Origin of the sequence: Nocardioides sp. CER19, from assembly GCF_029846275.1 — a bacterium.
Lineage (GTDB): Bacteria > Actinomycetota > Actinomycetes > Propionibacteriales > Nocardioidaceae > Nocardioides.
Genome location: NZ_JARVWS010000001.1, coordinates 940,499 through 954,668, shown reverse-complemented (window position 1 = coordinate 954,668; position 14,170 = coordinate 940,499). Strand labels below are relative to the sequence as shown.

The 14,170-nt window shown below is 72.5% G+C and carries 14 protein-coding genes and 1 tRNA gene; 8 read left to right on the top strand and 7 right to left on the bottom strand.

The genetic code is table 11. The features are described from left to right. Positions 1-132: 132 nt before the first annotated feature. On the top strand, positions 133-429 hold the full coding sequence (locus QDS12_RS04635; RefSeq protein ID WP_279877289.1) for a hypothetical protein: 297 nt from the start codon (positions 133-135) through the stop codon (positions 427-429). 39 nt (positions 430-468) lie between these two features. On the opposite strand, the gene QDS12_RS04630 is transcribed toward QDS12_RS04635, so the two are convergent. Continuing rightward, positions 469-1,464 (bottom strand): LLM class F420-dependent oxidoreductase, encoded by a 996-nt coding sequence (locus QDS12_RS04630; RefSeq protein ID WP_279877288.1) that lies wholly within the window; start codon positions 1,462-1,464, stop codon positions 469-471. A gap of 181 nt (positions 1,465-1,645) precedes the next feature. On the opposite strand from QDS12_RS04630, the gene QDS12_RS04625 reads away from it, so the two are divergent. The 3 genes from QDS12_RS04625 to QDS12_RS04615 are packed head-to-tail and all read left to right on the top strand — an operon-like array spanning position 1,646 to position 4,001. Continuing rightward, the gene (locus QDS12_RS04625) at positions 1,646-2,452 is read left to right on the top strand and encodes an endonuclease/exonuclease/phosphatase family protein (RefSeq protein WP_279877286.1); all 807 of its coding nucleotides are present in this window, start codon (positions 1,646-1,648) and stop codon (positions 2,450-2,452) included. Between the two features lie 9 nt (positions 2,453-2,461). Beyond that, positions 2,462-3,292, top strand: a complete 831-nt coding sequence (locus QDS12_RS04620; protein ID WP_279877285.1) for a hypothetical protein — start codon at positions 2,462-2,464, stop codon at positions 3,290-3,292. 19 nt (positions 3,293-3,311) lie between these two features. Then, positions 3,312-4,001: a uracil-DNA glycosylase gene (locus tag QDS12_RS04615; protein ID WP_279877284.1), complete on the top strand. Its 690-nt coding sequence runs from the start codon at positions 3,312-3,314 to the stop codon at positions 3,999-4,001. A gap of 208 nt (positions 4,002-4,209) precedes the next feature. On the opposite strand, the gene QDS12_RS04610 is transcribed toward QDS12_RS04615, so the two are convergent. Further along, the gene (locus tag QDS12_RS04610) at positions 4,210-5,181 is read right to left on the bottom strand and encodes an aldo/keto reductase (protein WP_279878461.1); all 972 of its coding nucleotides are present in this window, start codon (positions 5,179-5,181) and stop codon (positions 4,210-4,212) included. A gap of 68 nt (positions 5,182-5,249) precedes the next feature. Between QDS12_RS04610 and pdxY the strand changes: the two genes are divergently transcribed. Next, entirely contained in the window at positions 5,250-6,101 is an 852-nt protein-coding gene (gene pdxY, locus QDS12_RS04605; protein WP_279877282.1) for a pyridoxal kinase PdxY, read from the top strand. A 4-nt stretch (positions 6,102-6,105) separates the two neighbouring features. Here pdxY and QDS12_RS04600 read toward each other — a convergent pair whose 3' ends face one another. Then, positions 6,106-6,669: a dienelactone hydrolase family protein gene (locus QDS12_RS04600; RefSeq protein ID WP_279877281.1), complete on the bottom strand. Its 564-nt coding sequence runs from the start codon at positions 6,667-6,669 to the stop codon at positions 6,106-6,108. Between QDS12_RS04600 and QDS12_RS04595 the strand changes: the two genes are divergently transcribed. Then, positions 6,668-6,814, top strand: a complete 147-nt coding sequence (locus QDS12_RS04595; protein WP_279877279.1) for a hypothetical protein — start codon at positions 6,668-6,670, stop codon at positions 6,812-6,814. The two genes, QDS12_RS04600 and QDS12_RS04595, sit on opposite strands and share 2 nt — an antisense overlap. 51 nt (positions 6,815-6,865) lie before the next feature. Here the strand turns inward: QDS12_RS04595 and QDS12_RS04590 are convergent. Continuing rightward, positions 6,866-6,938, bottom strand: a tRNA-Thr gene (locus tag QDS12_RS04590). A gap of 78 nt (positions 6,939-7,016) precedes the next feature. Between QDS12_RS04590 and QDS12_RS04585 the strand changes: the two genes are divergently transcribed. Then, positions 7,017-8,834 (top strand): glycoside hydrolase family 13 protein, encoded by a 1,818-nt coding sequence (locus tag QDS12_RS04585; protein WP_279877278.1) that lies wholly within the window; start codon positions 7,017-7,019, stop codon positions 8,832-8,834. 13 nt (positions 8,835-8,847) lie between these two features. Further along, positions 8,848-10,047: a DUF4032 domain-containing protein gene (locus QDS12_RS04580; RefSeq protein WP_279877276.1), complete on the top strand. Its 1,200-nt coding sequence runs from the start codon at positions 8,848-8,850 to the stop codon at positions 10,045-10,047. Positions 10,048-10,160: 113 nt separating this feature from the next. Here QDS12_RS04580 and QDS12_RS04575 read toward each other — a convergent pair whose 3' ends face one another. The 3 genes from QDS12_RS04575 to cysS form a co-directional block, all read right to left on the bottom strand. Further along, positions 10,161-11,651 carry a metallophosphoesterase gene (locus QDS12_RS04575; RefSeq protein WP_279877274.1) on the bottom strand — a complete coding sequence of 497 codons (1,491 nt, stop codon included), beginning with the start codon at positions 11,649-11,651 and terminating at the stop codon, positions 10,161-10,163. Positions 11,652-11,659: 8 nt separating this feature from the next. Continuing rightward, entirely contained in the window at positions 11,660-12,616 is a 957-nt protein-coding gene (rlmB, locus tag QDS12_RS04570) for a 23S rRNA (guanosine(2251)-2'-O)-methyltransferase RlmB (RefSeq protein WP_279877271.1), read from the bottom strand. 121 nt (positions 12,617-12,737) lie between these two features. Next, on the bottom strand, positions 12,738-14,150 hold the full coding sequence (cysS, locus tag QDS12_RS04565) for a cysteine--tRNA ligase (protein ID WP_279877270.1): 1,413 nt from the start codon (positions 14,148-14,150) through the stop codon (positions 12,738-12,740). Between the last annotated feature and the right edge of the window lie 20 nt (positions 14,151-14,170).

Sequence of the window (14,170 nt, the reverse complement as noted above, 5' to 3'; positions counted from 1 at the left end):
ACCGGCGAGACGCTCTGCGAACCCTCGTGCGCCCCGTGAATGCCGACGTGGATTCCGACGTGGATTCCGACGTGGATCCCGACCTGGATGCGGACGTGAATGTCGTCCGGCGAGTCTGGGTACGCGGAACCCATGGGCGCGGACCCGGCTCTTGTTCGCATGCTTCGCGCCGGGCGCGACGAAGGTCGTGACCTGGAGGAGGCCTTGGACGGTCTCGCCCTCGTCTTCGGTCGCCCGAGGACGGCCGAGCGGATCGGCCCGCACGTCACGTGTCGCGAGGCGAACCTCATCGCGTACGTCCTCGTGGCGAGCCGTCACCGCGACGCCGCCGTCGTCTGGCTGGACGAGCACGCCGCGAGCGACACCGAGGACGACCTGCACGGCGGCGCGGGCTTCGACGCGGCTCGCTACATCACCCGCGGTGGCTGAGCCGGTCGCGGCTCTCGGCGCGAGCGGCGCCCGGAGGCCTCAGGCGAGCGCGGGGACGACCTCGCGCTCGAAGAGCTCCACTCCCGAGGTGTCGTAGGCCAGCTCCGGGAAGTAGCCGATGAAGTAGGACATGCCCAGGTCACCGACGGCCGAGAGCCGCTCGACGATCTGCTCGGGCGTGCCGGCGAGGGCCCCGGAGAGGATCTGGGCGGCGTACTCGGCGCCGCGCGCTTCGCCCAGCACCTGCTGGAAGCGGTCGGTGAAGCGGGCCTTCCGGTCCTCCACCTCGGCCTCGGTCGTCCCGATGAACGTGTTGTAGTTGGCCGACCGGGTGATCTCGCCGAAGTCGCGGCCGACCGTGCGGCAGTGCTCCTCGAGCAGCGCCGACTTGTGCGTGAAGCCCTCGGGCGACCCGTCGAAGTTGGTGTAGTCGGCGTACTGCGCCGCGATCTTGAGGGTGACCTTCTCGCCACCGCCCGCGATCCACAGCGGGATGCCGCTCGGCCCCTGCTGCAGCGGCAGCGGGCGGCAGATGGCGCCGTCGACCTGGTAGTACTCGCCGTCGAGCGTCGCGGTCCCCTTGGTCCACGCCTGGCGGAAGATCTCGACGCCCTCGCGGAGGCGGCCGAGCCGCTCCTTCGGCCCCGGGAAGCCGTAGCCGTAGGCGCGCCACTCGTGCTCGTACCAGCCGCCGCCGATGCCCATCTCGATCCGCCCCGAGGAGACGTGGTCGACGGTCGCCGCGACCTTCGCCAGGTACGCCGGGTTGCGATAGGCCATGCAGGTGCACATCTGGCCGAGCCGGATGCGCGACGTGTCGGCCGCGAACGCCGCCATCAGGGTCCACGCCTCGTGGGTGGCCTCCTCGGACGGCTCCGGCGTCGTGTGGAAGTGGTCGTAGACCCAGAGGGACTCCCAGGCCTCGACGCCGTCGAAGCGACGCGCGAGGTCGCGCATCGTCGTCCACTGATCGGCGGGATCGATGCCCACCAGGTCATAGCGCCAGCCCTGCGGGACGAAGACTCCGAACCTCATGTGCGCAAGGTACCCATCGTCCCGGGTACTCCATGACCGACCCCTCGGCCGACCGGTGCTGACGGCGGGTCGACCGGCACGTGAACCCTTGGCCGTCGAGGTCGTGTCGACTGGCCCGGAGGCCGCTCGCTGAGGCAACGTGGTCGCCAGGAAGCCCGACGACGCCCCGAGAGGTGGATCCGTGCGCCGACCACGACGCCGTGCACCGAGGCGCCTCGTCGTCCTCGCCGCCGCAGTGCTGATGGCCGTCCCGGCCGCGCCGGGGCGAGCCGATGCCCAGCCCGCCGGCGCCACGGGGACGTTCTTCTGGGCGAACGCCTGGGCCGCCCACCACACGGCGGCGCGGGGCGCGAGCTCGGGCCCGCAGCGCATGCGCCGGCTGGTGCGGCTGGTCGAGCGCGCCGACATCGGGCTGGGCGCGCTCGCCGAGGTGGAGCACAGCCAGGTCGTGGCGTTCCGCCGGGCGGCGCCGACCTACCAGCTCCTCACAGGCGGCCGCGGCAACACCGTCGGCGTGTTCTGGGACACGACCGCCTACGACCTCGTGCAGAGCTACCGGTTCCGCGGGTTCAGCTATGGCGGCCGTCGGGTCCGGCTCCCGGTCGCGGTGCTGCGCGACCACGCCAGCAGCGACCTGCTCGCCCTGATCGCCGTCCACAACCCCCGCGACCGCTGGCGCGACAGCGCTCTCCGGCGGGAGCTGCAGGAGGTCAGGAACGTGCGCCGCGCCTACGACGGCCGGGTGGCCGTCTTCGTCGCCGGCGACTTCAACGCCGGCGACTCCGTGGCCTGCCGGGCGCACCGGGCCGGACTCGTCTCAGTGGCGCAGCGTCGCTGCCGCGGCTCCGCCCCGATCGACCAGCTCCTCGTCGACCGCGCCGTCCGCATCCGTGGGTACCGGCCGCTGTCCGGTCGCCGCGTCGGCCGGATCACCGACCACCCCGCCGTCTACCGCGCCCGCTTCACGCTCTCGCCGTCGACCACCTGAAAGGCCTCCGTGACCTCGCTCGGCCGCGCCGTCCTGCTCGTCGCGTCGCTCACCGCGCTGCTCGTCCCCGCCGCCCCGTCCGGGGCCCACCAGCCGAACAGCCCGGCGGAGCGCACCTCGACCGGCGCCGCGTTCTGGGCCAACGTCGGGACCGACCACCTCGCCCACCCCGGGTCCGCCGTGCACCGGGCCCGGATCCTGCTCCGCGCGCTGCGCACCCAGCACGCGACCCTGGCTATGTTCGCCGAGGCCAGCACCCGACAGGTCCGCGCCCTCCGGCGCGTCGGTGGCAGCGCCTACGGCATCGTCCCGGGACGCGGACGCGGGGAGACGAGCGCCGTCGTCTACGACACCCGCGCCTACCGGCTCGAGCGCACCGTGCGGCTGTGGTCCGTGACCTACCACGGGCGGCGCGTGCCCGAGAACGTGGCCATCCTGCGCGACCGGGCCACCGGCGCCCGGATCGCCGCACTGGCCGTCCACCACCCGTCGAGCCACACCCACCGGGGCGGCCAGGGCCGCTGGCAGCGGATCGCGTGGCAGCGTGAGATGCGGGTGCTGCGCGGTCTTCAGGCGTCGTACGACGGCCGGCTCTCGCTCTTCCTCGGCGGCGACTTCAACCAGCGGTCCACGTGTCGCCTGGTGCGCCAGAACGGGCTGGTCTCGCCGATCGGTACCGTGTCGTCGTGCCCGACCGCCCGGCCCCGCATCGACCAGCTCTTCTCCGACCCGACCGTGAGGTTCAGCGGCTACCGCGCGATCCGGCACGGCCAGGCGCTGCGGGCGACCGACCACACCGGCGTCTACACGACCGCCTTCGGGCTGCGGCAGCCCGCCTGAGCCGGTGCGAGGTGCCCCGATGAGCGCGCTCGCCGGGCTCGTCTCGAAGGGCCTCGTCGCCGAGGACTGGGCGCAGGCGCTCGCGCCGGTCGACGAGCGGATCGGCGCGATGGGCGACTTCCTGCGCCGGGAGCTGGCGCTCGGCCGGCCGTACCTCCCTGCGGGTGACCGGGTCTTCCGCGCCTTCCAGCGACCGCTCGCGTCCGTGCGGGTGCTCATCGTCGGCCAGGACCCGTACCCGACCCCGGGGCACCCGATCGGGCTGTCCTTCGCGGTCGAGGAGCACGTGCGCCCGCTGCCGGCGTCGCTGCAGAACATCTACAAGGAGCTCGCCTCCGACCTGGGCGTCACGCCGCCCGAGCACGGCGACCTGTCCGGCTGGGCCGACCGCGGCGTCATGCTGCTCAACCGGGCGCTCACCGTGCGCCCGGGGGCGTCGGCGTCACACGCCGGCAAGGGCTGGGAGGAGGTCACCTCCTGCGCGATCTCCGCCCTCGCCGCGCGGGGCGGCCCGCTGGCCGCGATCCTCTGGGGCCGCCAGGCGCAGTCCCTGAAGCCGTTGCTCGGCGGCGTCCCGTGCGTCGAGTCGGTGCACCCCTCGCCGCTCTCCGCACACCGCGGCTTCTTCGGCTCCCGCCCGTTCTCCCGCGTCAACCAGCTGCTCGTCGATCAGGGCGGCGAGCCCATGGACTGGTCGTTGCCCGCTTGACCTCCTGGTCTCGATACGCTCGCTGGCGCTCGCTACTCGACCAACGAGCCTTCGCTGGTCGAGGAGCCCGCTGTCCGCTGGTCGAGGAGCCCGCGGTCCGCTGGGCGAGTAGCCCGCGGTCCGCTGGGTCGAGTAGCCCGCGTCCGCTGGTCGAGTAGCCCGCGAGGAACGAGCGGGCGTATCGAGACCAGCCCTCGAGATCCGGGTGTCAGCCCTTCGTGATCTCGTCGAGCTCGACCAGGTCCGCAGCGGTCGGCACCCACCGCAGCGCGGCCGCGTTCGCGCGCACCTGGTCGCCCGAGGTCGCGCCCGAGATCACCGACGAGACGCCGGGCTGTGCCGCGAGTCCCGCGATGGCGACCTCGAGCGGCGAGAGGTCGCGCGCGGCGGCGTACTTCTCGAACGCCTCGATGCGGTCCCAGTCGGCGTTCGCGAGCCACTGGCCGCGACCCGGCTCGACGGCGAAGCGGGAGCCGGCCGGGGCCGCCTCGCCGCGCCGGTACTTCCCGGTGAGCAGGCCCGCCTCGAGCGGGAAGAACGGCAGTACGCCGAGCCCGAACCGCTCGGCGGCCGGGACGACCTCGGCCTCGATGTCGCGGGTGAGCAGCGAGTACTGGTTCTGCACCGAGACGAACGACTCCAGCCCGGCGGTCCGAGAGATCCACGCCGCGTCCGCGATCTGCCACCCGGCGAAGTTGGAGCACCCCAGGTAGATGACCTTCCCCTCGCGGACGAGGTCGGTCAGCGCGCTCAGCGTCTCCTCGATCGGCGTCATCGGGTCAGGGAGATGCAGCTGGTAGAGGTCGATGTGGTCCGTGCGCAGCCGCCGCAGCGACGCCTCGACCGCGCGGCGGAGGTAGCGCCGCGACCCGCGCGCACCGAAGTCCTCGCCGTTGGCGCCGCCCATGTCCTGGCCGAACTTCGTGGCGACCACGAAGGAGTCGCGCTGCCCGGTGAGCGCCTCGCCGAGCAGCTCCTCCGACACGCCGGCACCGCCGTAGATGTCGGCCGTGTCGAGCAGCGTCACGCCGGTCTCGCGAGCGGCGGCGAGGATGTCCTTGACCCCGTCGAGGTCCACGCGGCGGCCGAAGGCGTTGCAGCCGATGCCGACCGCACTCACCATCAGGCCGGAGTCGCCCAAGGGGCGGTAGCTCATCTCGACAGGCTCGACGCTTCGCATCCCGGTCACGGCTCCGACGCTACCGGGGTGGCGTCGACCCGCTTGCGCGGAGGCGCGAGGATGGGCCGGTGCAGATCCTGTCGATCCAGTCCCATGTCGCGTTCGGCTACGTCGGCAACTCCGCCGCGGTGTTCCCGCTGCAGCGCCTGGGCCACGAGGTGTGGCCGGTGCTCACGGTGAACTTCTCCAACCACACCGGGTACGGCGAGTGGCGCGGCCCGCTCATCGACCCGGCCGACGTCGCCTCGGTGATCGAGGGGATCTCCGAGCGCGGCGCACTGCCGGGGATCGACGCCGTGCTGTCCGGCTACCAGGGCGACCCGGCCGTCGGCGCTGTCATCCTCGACGCCGTCGCGAAGGTCAAGGCCGCCAACCCGGAGGCCGTCTACTGCTGCGACCCGGTGATGGGCGACGTCGGCCGGGGCTTCTTCGTGCGCCCGGGCATCCCCGAGTTCATGCGCGACCAGGTGGTGCCGGCCGCCGACATCATCACCCCCAACCACTTCGAGCTCGACTTCCTGTCCGGCCGCACGACCACCACGCTCGATGAGGTCGTCGAGGCGGTCGACGTGGTGCGGGCGACCGGTCCGCGCGACGTGCTGGTCACCTCGGTCGTCCACGGGGCGCTCGGCGCCGAGGAGCTCGACCTCGTGGCCGTGTCCGACGAAGGCGCGTGGGCGGTCACCACGCCGCTGCTGCCGATCACGCCCAACGGCGGCGGCGACACCACGGCAGCGGTCTACCTGGCCCACCTGCGCACGACACGCTCCCCCGCGACGGCGCTCGGGCTGACCGCCAACACGCTGTTCGCGATCCTCGAGCGGACCCTCGAGACCGGTCGTCGTGAGCTCGAGCTGGTCGCCGCGCAGGACGCGATCGCGGTGCCGCCGGCACGGTTCGAGGTACGCCGGCTGCGCTGACGCGTCAGAGCACCGCGAGGAGGGTCTGGATCCGCTCCATCGCCAGCGCGGCGGCCGTCGGGTCGAAGTCCTCCGTGCTCGGGTCGGCGAACAGGTGCGCGTCGCCTTCGTAGAGGAACATCTGCGCGCCCGGCACCTTCGCGGCGAACGCCTCGTCGGCGTCCTTCTCACGCCACGGGTCGTCAGCGGTCTGGTGCGTCTGGGCGGGTACGTCGGCCGGCCACAACGCGTCCCACCAACCCGGGTCGACGGCTCCGTAGAGGTAGAACGCGGCCCTGGCCCCCGGGCGCGTCAGCAGGAGCTGCGTCGCGTAGGCGCAGCCCATCGACATGCCGGCATAGACGAGGTCGGTCGGCAGGGACTCGGCGGCGGCGGCCGCGCGTGCACCCAGCGTCTCCCGGCCGGTCTCGGCGGCGAAGGCCACGCCGTCCTCGACGACCTCGAACCGTCGGCCCTCGAAGAGGTCGGGGGTGTGGACCGTGTGCCCGGCGTCGCGCAGCGCGCCGGCGAACTCCTTCACGCCGTCGGTGAGCCCGAGGGCGTGGTGGAACAGCAGGATCTCAGCCATGGCCCGACCCTACGGAGGAGCGCCGACAGTGGAAATGCCCAGCGGCCACCAAGGGCGGTACGCGAACGGCTCGACGACCTGTCTCGCGCTCTTCCTCATCGGCGTCGGCGCGGGTGTCCTCGTGCTGGTCCGCTGGATCGGCTGACGCGCACCGGAGCGCCGGCGCCGCGCGGCGCCGCCCCCGGGCGTTGTGCTGAGCCGGTGACAGGAGTCGAACCCGCGACATCCTTATTACAAGTAAGGCGCTCTACCAACTGAGCTACACCGGCGCGGCCGCGAGCGGCCGGCGGCCATCCTACGAGGTCGGGAACTGCGAGGTTGCACCACCGAGCGGGTTGAATGCTCCTATGAGCCTGCTCGGCATCCCGCACCACGACGGCTCCCCGCTCTACCTCGCCGACGAGGCCCCGCACCTCGGCAACCGCGTCACGGTCCGCCTGCGGACGAGCGCCGACGACCCGGTCGAGCGCGCGTGGGTCCGGACGACGTACGACGCCGAGCCGACCTACCACGAGATGGTCGCGACCAGTGCCGAGCCCGGCGGCGAGGAGAGCCGCTGGTGGAGCGGCGAGCTGCCCGTGCACAACCCGGTGACGCACTACCGCTTCCTCATCGAGCGGGCGGACGGGACGCAGACGTGGCTGACGGCCGCCGGCGAGGTCGGGTACGACGGCAGCGACACGTTCGACTTCAAGGTGGTGGCCTACGCCCCGGCGCCGGCCTGGGCCCGCGACGGCGTCGTCTACCAGATCTTCCCCGACCGGTTCGCCCGCTCGGAGGCCGCCGACGGTCGTGAGACTCCCGCCTGGGCGGTGCCCGCCGAGTGGGACGACACGGTGATCTTCGAGGCCACCGACCCCCGCACGCCGCTGCAGCTCTTCGGCGGTGACCTCGACGGCGTGGTCGAGCACCTCGACCACCTCGAGGAGACCGGCGCCGACATCGTCTACACGACGCCGGTGTTCCCGGGCGAGAGCAACCACCGCTACAACGCCAGCACGTTCGACCACGTCGACCCGCTGCTCGGCGGCGACAAGGCCTACCAGCGGCTCAGCGAGGCCGTCCACCGGCGCGGGTGGCGGCTGCTCGGCGACCTGACCTCCAACCACACCGGCGACACCCACGAGTGGTTCCAGCAGGCGCGCGAGGGCGGCGAGACGCGCGGGTGGTACTACTTCCACGACGAGCAGGTCTACGAGTCCTGGATGGGCCACCACACCCTCCCCAAGCTCGACCACACCAACGACGACCTCCGCCGCGAGATGATCGAGGGTCCGACCTCGGTCGTGGGCCGCTGGCTGCGGCCGCCGTACGACGTGGACGGCTGGCGCATCGACGTCGCCAACATGACCGGTCGGCTCGGCCACATCGACGTCAACCACGACGTCGCCCGGATCATCCGCGCGACCGCCGCCGAGCAGCGCGAGGACACCTTCGTCGTCGGCGAGCACAACCACGACGCCTCCTCCGACATCGACGGCGACGGCTGGCACGGCACCATGAACTACTCGGGCTTCTCGTGGCCGGTCTGGTCGTGGGTCCGCGCCGAGACGACCGACGCCCGGCCGTTCGGCCGCCCGGTCGCCGTCCCGCGGCGTCCCGGCCACCTGGTGCGAGCCAGCCTCGACGAGTGGCGCGCCCGCTACGGCTGGCGCGCGACCACCCAGTCCTGGAACATCCTCAGCAGCCACGACAGCGCCCGGATCCGCACGCTGGTGCGTGACCCGGCCGTGCACCGCGTGGCCGTGGGGCTGCAGTTCACGCTGCCCGGCGTCCCCATGCTCTTCGCCGGCGACGAGATCGGCCTCGAGGGCGTCAACGGCGAGGACGGCCGACGCCCGATGCCCTGGCACCACCGCGAGAGCTGGGACACCGCCACGCTCCGGACATACGGCGCCCTGGCGTCGCTGCGCCGCGAGCACGTGGCGCTGCGCCGCGGCGGCCTGCGTTGGGCGTACGTCGACGACGACTCCCTCGTCTACCTGCGCGAGCACCCGGACGGGACGATCCTCGTCGCCGCCCGACGCGCGGCCGGCACCGAGATCGCCCTCGACCTGCCGGCGGGCGACCTGCTCCTGAGCACCGCCGGCGACGCGAGCGGCTTCGACGGAGTGGTCCCGGCCACTGACGCCCCGGCTTTCACTCTCTGGCGCCTGACCGGATGACACACTGAGGGCCGTGGCTCTCCGCATCGTCGCCAACCGCCCTGACCCGGCGATCCTGACCCTGCCCTGGGACACCCCGCTCGAGGAGTGGACCGAGCACGTCGTGCCGCTGCCGCGCGGCCTCTCCCGGCACGTGGTGCGGATCGTCCGGCTCGGCGAGCGGGTCTACGCGGTCAAGGAGACCCAGGAGGACATCGCCTTCCGGGAGTACCGGCTGCTCCGCGACCTCCAGCGGATCCAGATGCCGGCCGTCGTACCCCAGGCCGTCGTCGCCGGTCGCCCCGACGACCTGCCGGCCGCGCTCGTCACCCAGCACCTGCGCTTCTCGCTCCCCTACCGCAGCCTCTTCGAGCACGGCCTCGCTCCCGAGCAGGTGCCGAGCCTCATCGACGCGCTGGTGGTGCTGCTCGTGCGGCTCCACCTGGCCGACTTCTACTGGGGCGACGTCAGCCTCTCCAACGTGCTGTTCCGCCGCGACGCCGGCGGCTTCGCGGCCTACCTCGTCGACGCCGAGACCGGCGAGCTCAAGCAGTCCCTGTCGAAGCACATGCGGGAGTACGACGTCACCGTCGGCACGGAGAACGTCTACGCCGAGCTGATGGACGTCATGGCCAGCGGCACCGGCCGCGGCTCCGAGATCGACCCGTGGGCGATCATCGAGCGGCTGCAGACGCGCTACGAGCAGCTGTGGAACGAGCTCACCGCCGAGGAGACGTTCTCAGCCGAGGAGAGCTGGCGGGTCGAGCAGCGCATCGAGCGCCTCAACGACATGGGCTTCGACGTCGAGGAGATCGACATCGTCACCGACATCGACGGCGACGAGATGCGGCTCCAGCCGCGTGTCGTCGAGCTCGGCCACCACGCTCGAGAGCTGCAGAACCTCACGGGCATCGTCGCCGAGGACGCCCAGGCGCGGCGGCTCCTCAACGACATCGCGGCCTACACCACCTCCCGCGGCCTCGGCCGGCTCGACCGCGAGGTCGTCGCCCAGCGCTGGCTGCGCGAGATCTGGGAGCCGCTGCAGGCGATGGTCCCCGCCGAGCTGCGCGGCAAGCTCGAGCCGCCCGAGATCTTCCACGAGGTGCTCGTCCACCGCTGGTACCTCTCCGAGCAGGCCGGCCGCAGCGTCCGGCTGCTCGACGCCGCGCGCAGCTATGTCGACAACGTGCTCACCGAGAAGCCCGAGGAGGCGTTGGCCGCTGAGCCGGAGTGAGGTCCGCCCGTGGATGTTCATCGAGGTATGCAGCCGAGTCGTCACTTCCCGGCCGGAGTTCCGCTGGGGAGGTGCGCATTCGGCTGCATACCTCGATGAACCAACAGCAGGCCTCAGTACGTCAGCGGCACGTACGGATCGACATGGAGGTCTCCGTTCGTCTCCAGCCGCACCGGCTGGATCCCGACCGGCCGCCCGTCGGCGTACGTGACGAGCGAGACCTCCGCCTCCCGGCGCGGCTTGCTGCCCAGCGCGAAGGCGTACGCCGCCCCGCCGGTCGTGCCGGTCGTGTAGCTCCACCCGGCCTTGCCGTTGCTGCCCACGACCTTGGTGGGTCCGACCTGGAGGTGGAGGTGCCCGCCGACGACGAGGTCGACGCAGCCGCGCTCCAGGGCCGGGCGACCGAGGTTGGCGTCGTGGACGAGGAGGGTGGCGATCCGCTTCGGCGCGCTGCAGGCGGCGTCGGCGAGCCGGTCGGCGACCTCGTCGAAGGAGAGCCCCGTCTCGTCGCGCCAGTTGCCGAGCCCGCTCGCGCGCGGGTCCGGGACGCCGAGGAGCGTCGACCCGCCCGGGCCGTCGACGGTCTTGCCGTCGAGCATCCGCCAGCCGCGGTCGTCGAGGTAGCGGGACACGAACGTCCCGTTGTCGTGGTTGCCGGCGACGCCCCAGCGGTCCTCGATGTCATCGAAGGTCGCGTTGAGCGAGTCGAGCGAGAACGCCTCCCAGCTCGACCCGGTCGAGGTGTCGTCGCCGGCGTCGAGGACGGCGGTCGCGCCGGCCGCGTCGGCCACCGCGCGGGCCACCTGGTCGGTGCCGATGTTGTCGTGCCGGTCGGAGACGACCAGCGCCACCGTCTCACCGGCGCCGGGCTTCCGCAGCACGAGGTCCTTGGCGCGCGCCGCGGCCGCGGAGTAGAAGACCTTGCTGTTGCCGTAGGTGCTGATCGCGCTCTCGATGAGCCGCCGCGTCTGCGCGGTCGTCACGTCGCCGCGCACCTCGACGTCGCGCAGCTCGGCGGGCAGCGAGACCTCGTCGCCCAGGAAGGCCCGGAGCGGCAGCCACGACTGCTCGGCGGCGACGTCCCCGTCGGCGGAGTCGCGCGCCCACGGCTGCCAGAGCGCCAGCCCGACGGTGCCGACCAGCACGACCGCGACCGCACCCCGCCGCGGCGTCAGCCGGGCGAGCAGCTCCTGCCGCCGCCGCGCCCCGATCGCCGCCCACACCAGGATCGGCAGCGCCGCGATGGCCGCTCCCCGCAGCACGGCGTCGAGCACGAGGTCCTCCGCCGTCTCACGGAGCTTCGCCTCCTCGCCCTCGGGCGCACCGGCCAGCACGGCGTACCGCTGCATCAGCTCGCCGAGCGTCTGCGCGTCAGTCTTGCCGAGCGTCACGTCGAGGCCGAGCGGGCTGTGCGAGGGCAGCCGTACGTCGGGCAGGACCGGACCCGTGTGGATCTCGACGTCACCCGAGAACGTCGGGCGCATGGTCGCGTCGTGGGAGAACGCCGTGACGTCGCGGCTCGACCCCAGCAGGACCACGACGGACGTCGCGACGGCCAGCACGAGCCAGACCGCGACGTACACCGCGATCGTGAGCGTCCTCACCCGGTGAGTCAGGCGCGTGCCTGGGCGACCGCGTAGAGCACCACCGACGCGGCGACCGAGGCGTTCAGCGACTCGACGGCGTTGACCATCGGGATCGACACGATCTGGTCGCAGGTCTCGCCGACGAGGCGACCGAGCCCGGCCCCCTCGGCACCGACGACGACCACGAGCGGGCCGTCACCGAGCTCGAAGTCCGGCAGCGAGACGTCGGACTCCATGTCGAGCCCGACGACCATGCAGCCCGCGTCCTGGTAGGCCTTGAGCTGGCGCGTGAGGTTCACCGTCTGGGCGATCGGGATGCGCGCCGCCGCTCCCGCCGACGTCTTCCACGCCGCGGCGGTCATGCCGACGGAGCGGTTGGTCGGGATGACGACGCCGTGCGCACCGAAGGCGGCGGCCGACCGGACGATCGCCCCGAGGTTGCGCGGGTCGGTGATGTGGTCAACGACGATGATGAGCGGCGGCTCGCCGGCCTCGTCCGCGCGGTCGAGCAGGTCGTCCGGGTGGGCGTACTCGTACGCCGGGATCCGCGCCGCCAGCCCCTGGTGGCCGTTGAAGCCGGTGACCCGGTCGAGCTCCGTCTTGGTGACCTCCAGCAGACCGATGCCGTGCTCGGAGGCCAGCTGGAACGCCTCGCGCAGCCGCCCGTCGCGCTCGGCGCCCTCGGCGACGTAGACGGCGTTGACCGGCACACCCTCGCGCAGCGCCTCGACGACCGGGTTGCGCCCGATGATCCACTCGGCGTCGGACGACGACCGCTTCCGCGGGCGGCCGGCGCGCTTGGCCTCCGAGCGGCCGGCGAGCTCGGCCGCCTTGTGCGCCTTGTGGTAGGGCCGGTCCTTCGCCTTCGGCGTCGGGCCCTTGCCCTCGAGCCCTCGGCGACGCTGACCGCCGGAGCCGACGGTGGCGCCCTTCTTCTTGCCGGGCTTCACGATCGCGCCCTTGCGCTGGCTGTTTCCTGCCATCAGGAGTTCTCCGCTGTCTGTTCGTCGAGGTATGCAGGCGAATGCGCACTTCCCGTGCGGAGTTCCGCCCGGGAAGCGGCGGCTCGGCTGCATACCTCGATGGGCATACAGGCGGCCACCATCACGAGACGCTCCACTTCGGTCCGTCGGGGGTATCGGTGATCTCGACGCCCGCGGCCTTGAGCTGGTCGCGTACGGCGTCGGCGGCGGCCCAGTCCTTGGCCGCCCGGGCCGCGGCCCGCTGGTCGAGCAGGCCGGCCACCAGCGCGTCGACGACGTTGGTCAGCCGGTCGTCGGCGCCGTGGTCGGCGCCCCAGACCGGGTCGGCCGGGTTGAGGCCGAGGACGTCGAGCATGAGCAGCACGGAGCCGAGCGTCGCCTGCACGGCGTCGACGTCGCGGTCGGCGATCAGCCGGTTGCCCTCACGCACGGCCTCGTGCAGCGCGGCGATCGCGGCCGGCGTCCCGAGGTCGTCGTCCATCGCGGCGACGAACGCCTCCGGCAGCTCGGAGCCGACGCCCGCGTCCTCGGGGCCGACCAGCTCGAGCGCGCGCTCCAAGAACGACTCGACGCGCCGGAAGGCGGCGGCCGCCTCCTCGAGCGCCTCGAACGAGAACTCCACGTGCGACCGATAGTGGGCCGCCACGAGGTAGTAGCGCAGCTCGATGCCGCGGAAGCGCTGCAGCACGGCCGGGATCGTGAGCGAGTTGCCGAGCGACTTCGACATCTTCTCGCCGGCGGTGGTGATCCAGGCGTTGTGCATCCAGTACGACGCGAACGGCCGCCCGGCCGCGCGCGACTGGGCCTGCTCGTTCTCGTGGTGCGGGAAGCGCAGGTCGAGCCCACCGCCGTGGATGTCGAACGCGGGACCGAGGTACTTGCCCGCCATCGCCGAGCACTCGATGTGCCACCCGGGCCGGCCACGGCCCCACGGCGACGGCCAGGACGCGGTCTCCGGCTCGGACTCCTTGCGGCCCTTCCAGAGGGCGAAATCGCGCGGGTCGCGCTTGCCGCGCGGGTCCGCGTCGGTCGCCGCCTCCATGTCGTCGACGCGCTGCCGCGTGAGCTCGCCGTACGACGGCCACGACCGCACGTCGAAGTAGACGTCGCCCGAGCCGTCGCTGGCGGCGTAGGCGTGGCCCTTCTCGATGAGCGTCTCGATGAGCTCGACCATCTCCGGCACGTGGCCGGTCGCCAGCGGCTCGTACGTCGGCACCGAGACGTTGAGGGCGGCGTAGGCCCGGTCGAGCTCGCGCTGCATCTTCTGGGCGTGGGCGTACCACGGCCGGCCCGCGGCCTCGGCCTTCGCGAGGATCTTGTCGTCGATGTCGGTGACGTTGCGGATGAACGTCACCTCGTAGCCGCTGTGGCGCAGCCAGCGCTGCAGCACGTCGAAGTTGACGCCGCTGCGCACGTGCCCGACGTGGGGCTCGGACTGGACGGTCAGGCCACAGACGTAGAGCGACGCCTTCCCCTCCTCGAGGGGGACGAAGTCGCGGACCTCGCCGGTCGCGGTGTCGTGGAGCCTGATCACCCGGCAAGTCTAGAGAACGG

Excerpts from the sequence above, each read along its gene's own strand:
- QDS12_RS04635 (WP_279877289.1), top strand. The coding sequence starts at position 133 with ATGGGCGCGGACCCGGCTCTTGTTCGCATGCTTCGCGCCGGGCGCGAC.
- QDS12_RS04630 (WP_279877288.1), bottom strand. The coding sequence starts at position 1,464 with ATGAGGTTCGGAGTCTTCGTCCCGCAGGGCTGGCGCTATGACCTGGTG.
- QDS12_RS04615 (WP_279877284.1), top strand. The coding sequence starts at position 3,312 with ATGAGCGCGCTCGCCGGGCTCGTCTCGAAGGGCCTCGTCGCCGAGGAC.
- QDS12_RS04610 (WP_279878461.1), bottom strand. The coding sequence starts at position 5,181 with ATGCGAAGCGTCGAGCCTGTCGAGATGAGCTACCGCCCCTTGGGCGAC.
- QDS12_RS04595 (WP_279877279.1), top strand. The coding sequence starts at position 6,668 with ATGGCCCGACCCTACGGAGGAGCGCCGACAGTGGAAATGCCCAGCGGC.
- QDS12_RS04600 (WP_279877281.1), bottom strand. The coding sequence starts at position 6,669 with ATGGCTGAGATCCTGCTGTTCCACCACGCCCTCGGGCTCACCGACGGC.
- QDS12_RS04585 (WP_279877278.1), top strand. The coding sequence starts at position 7,017 with ATGAGCCTGCTCGGCATCCCGCACCACGACGGCTCCCCGCTCTACCTC.
- rlmB (WP_279877271.1), bottom strand. The coding sequence starts at position 12,616 with ATGGCAGGAAACAGCCAGCGCAAGGGCGCGATCGTGAAGCCCGGCAAG.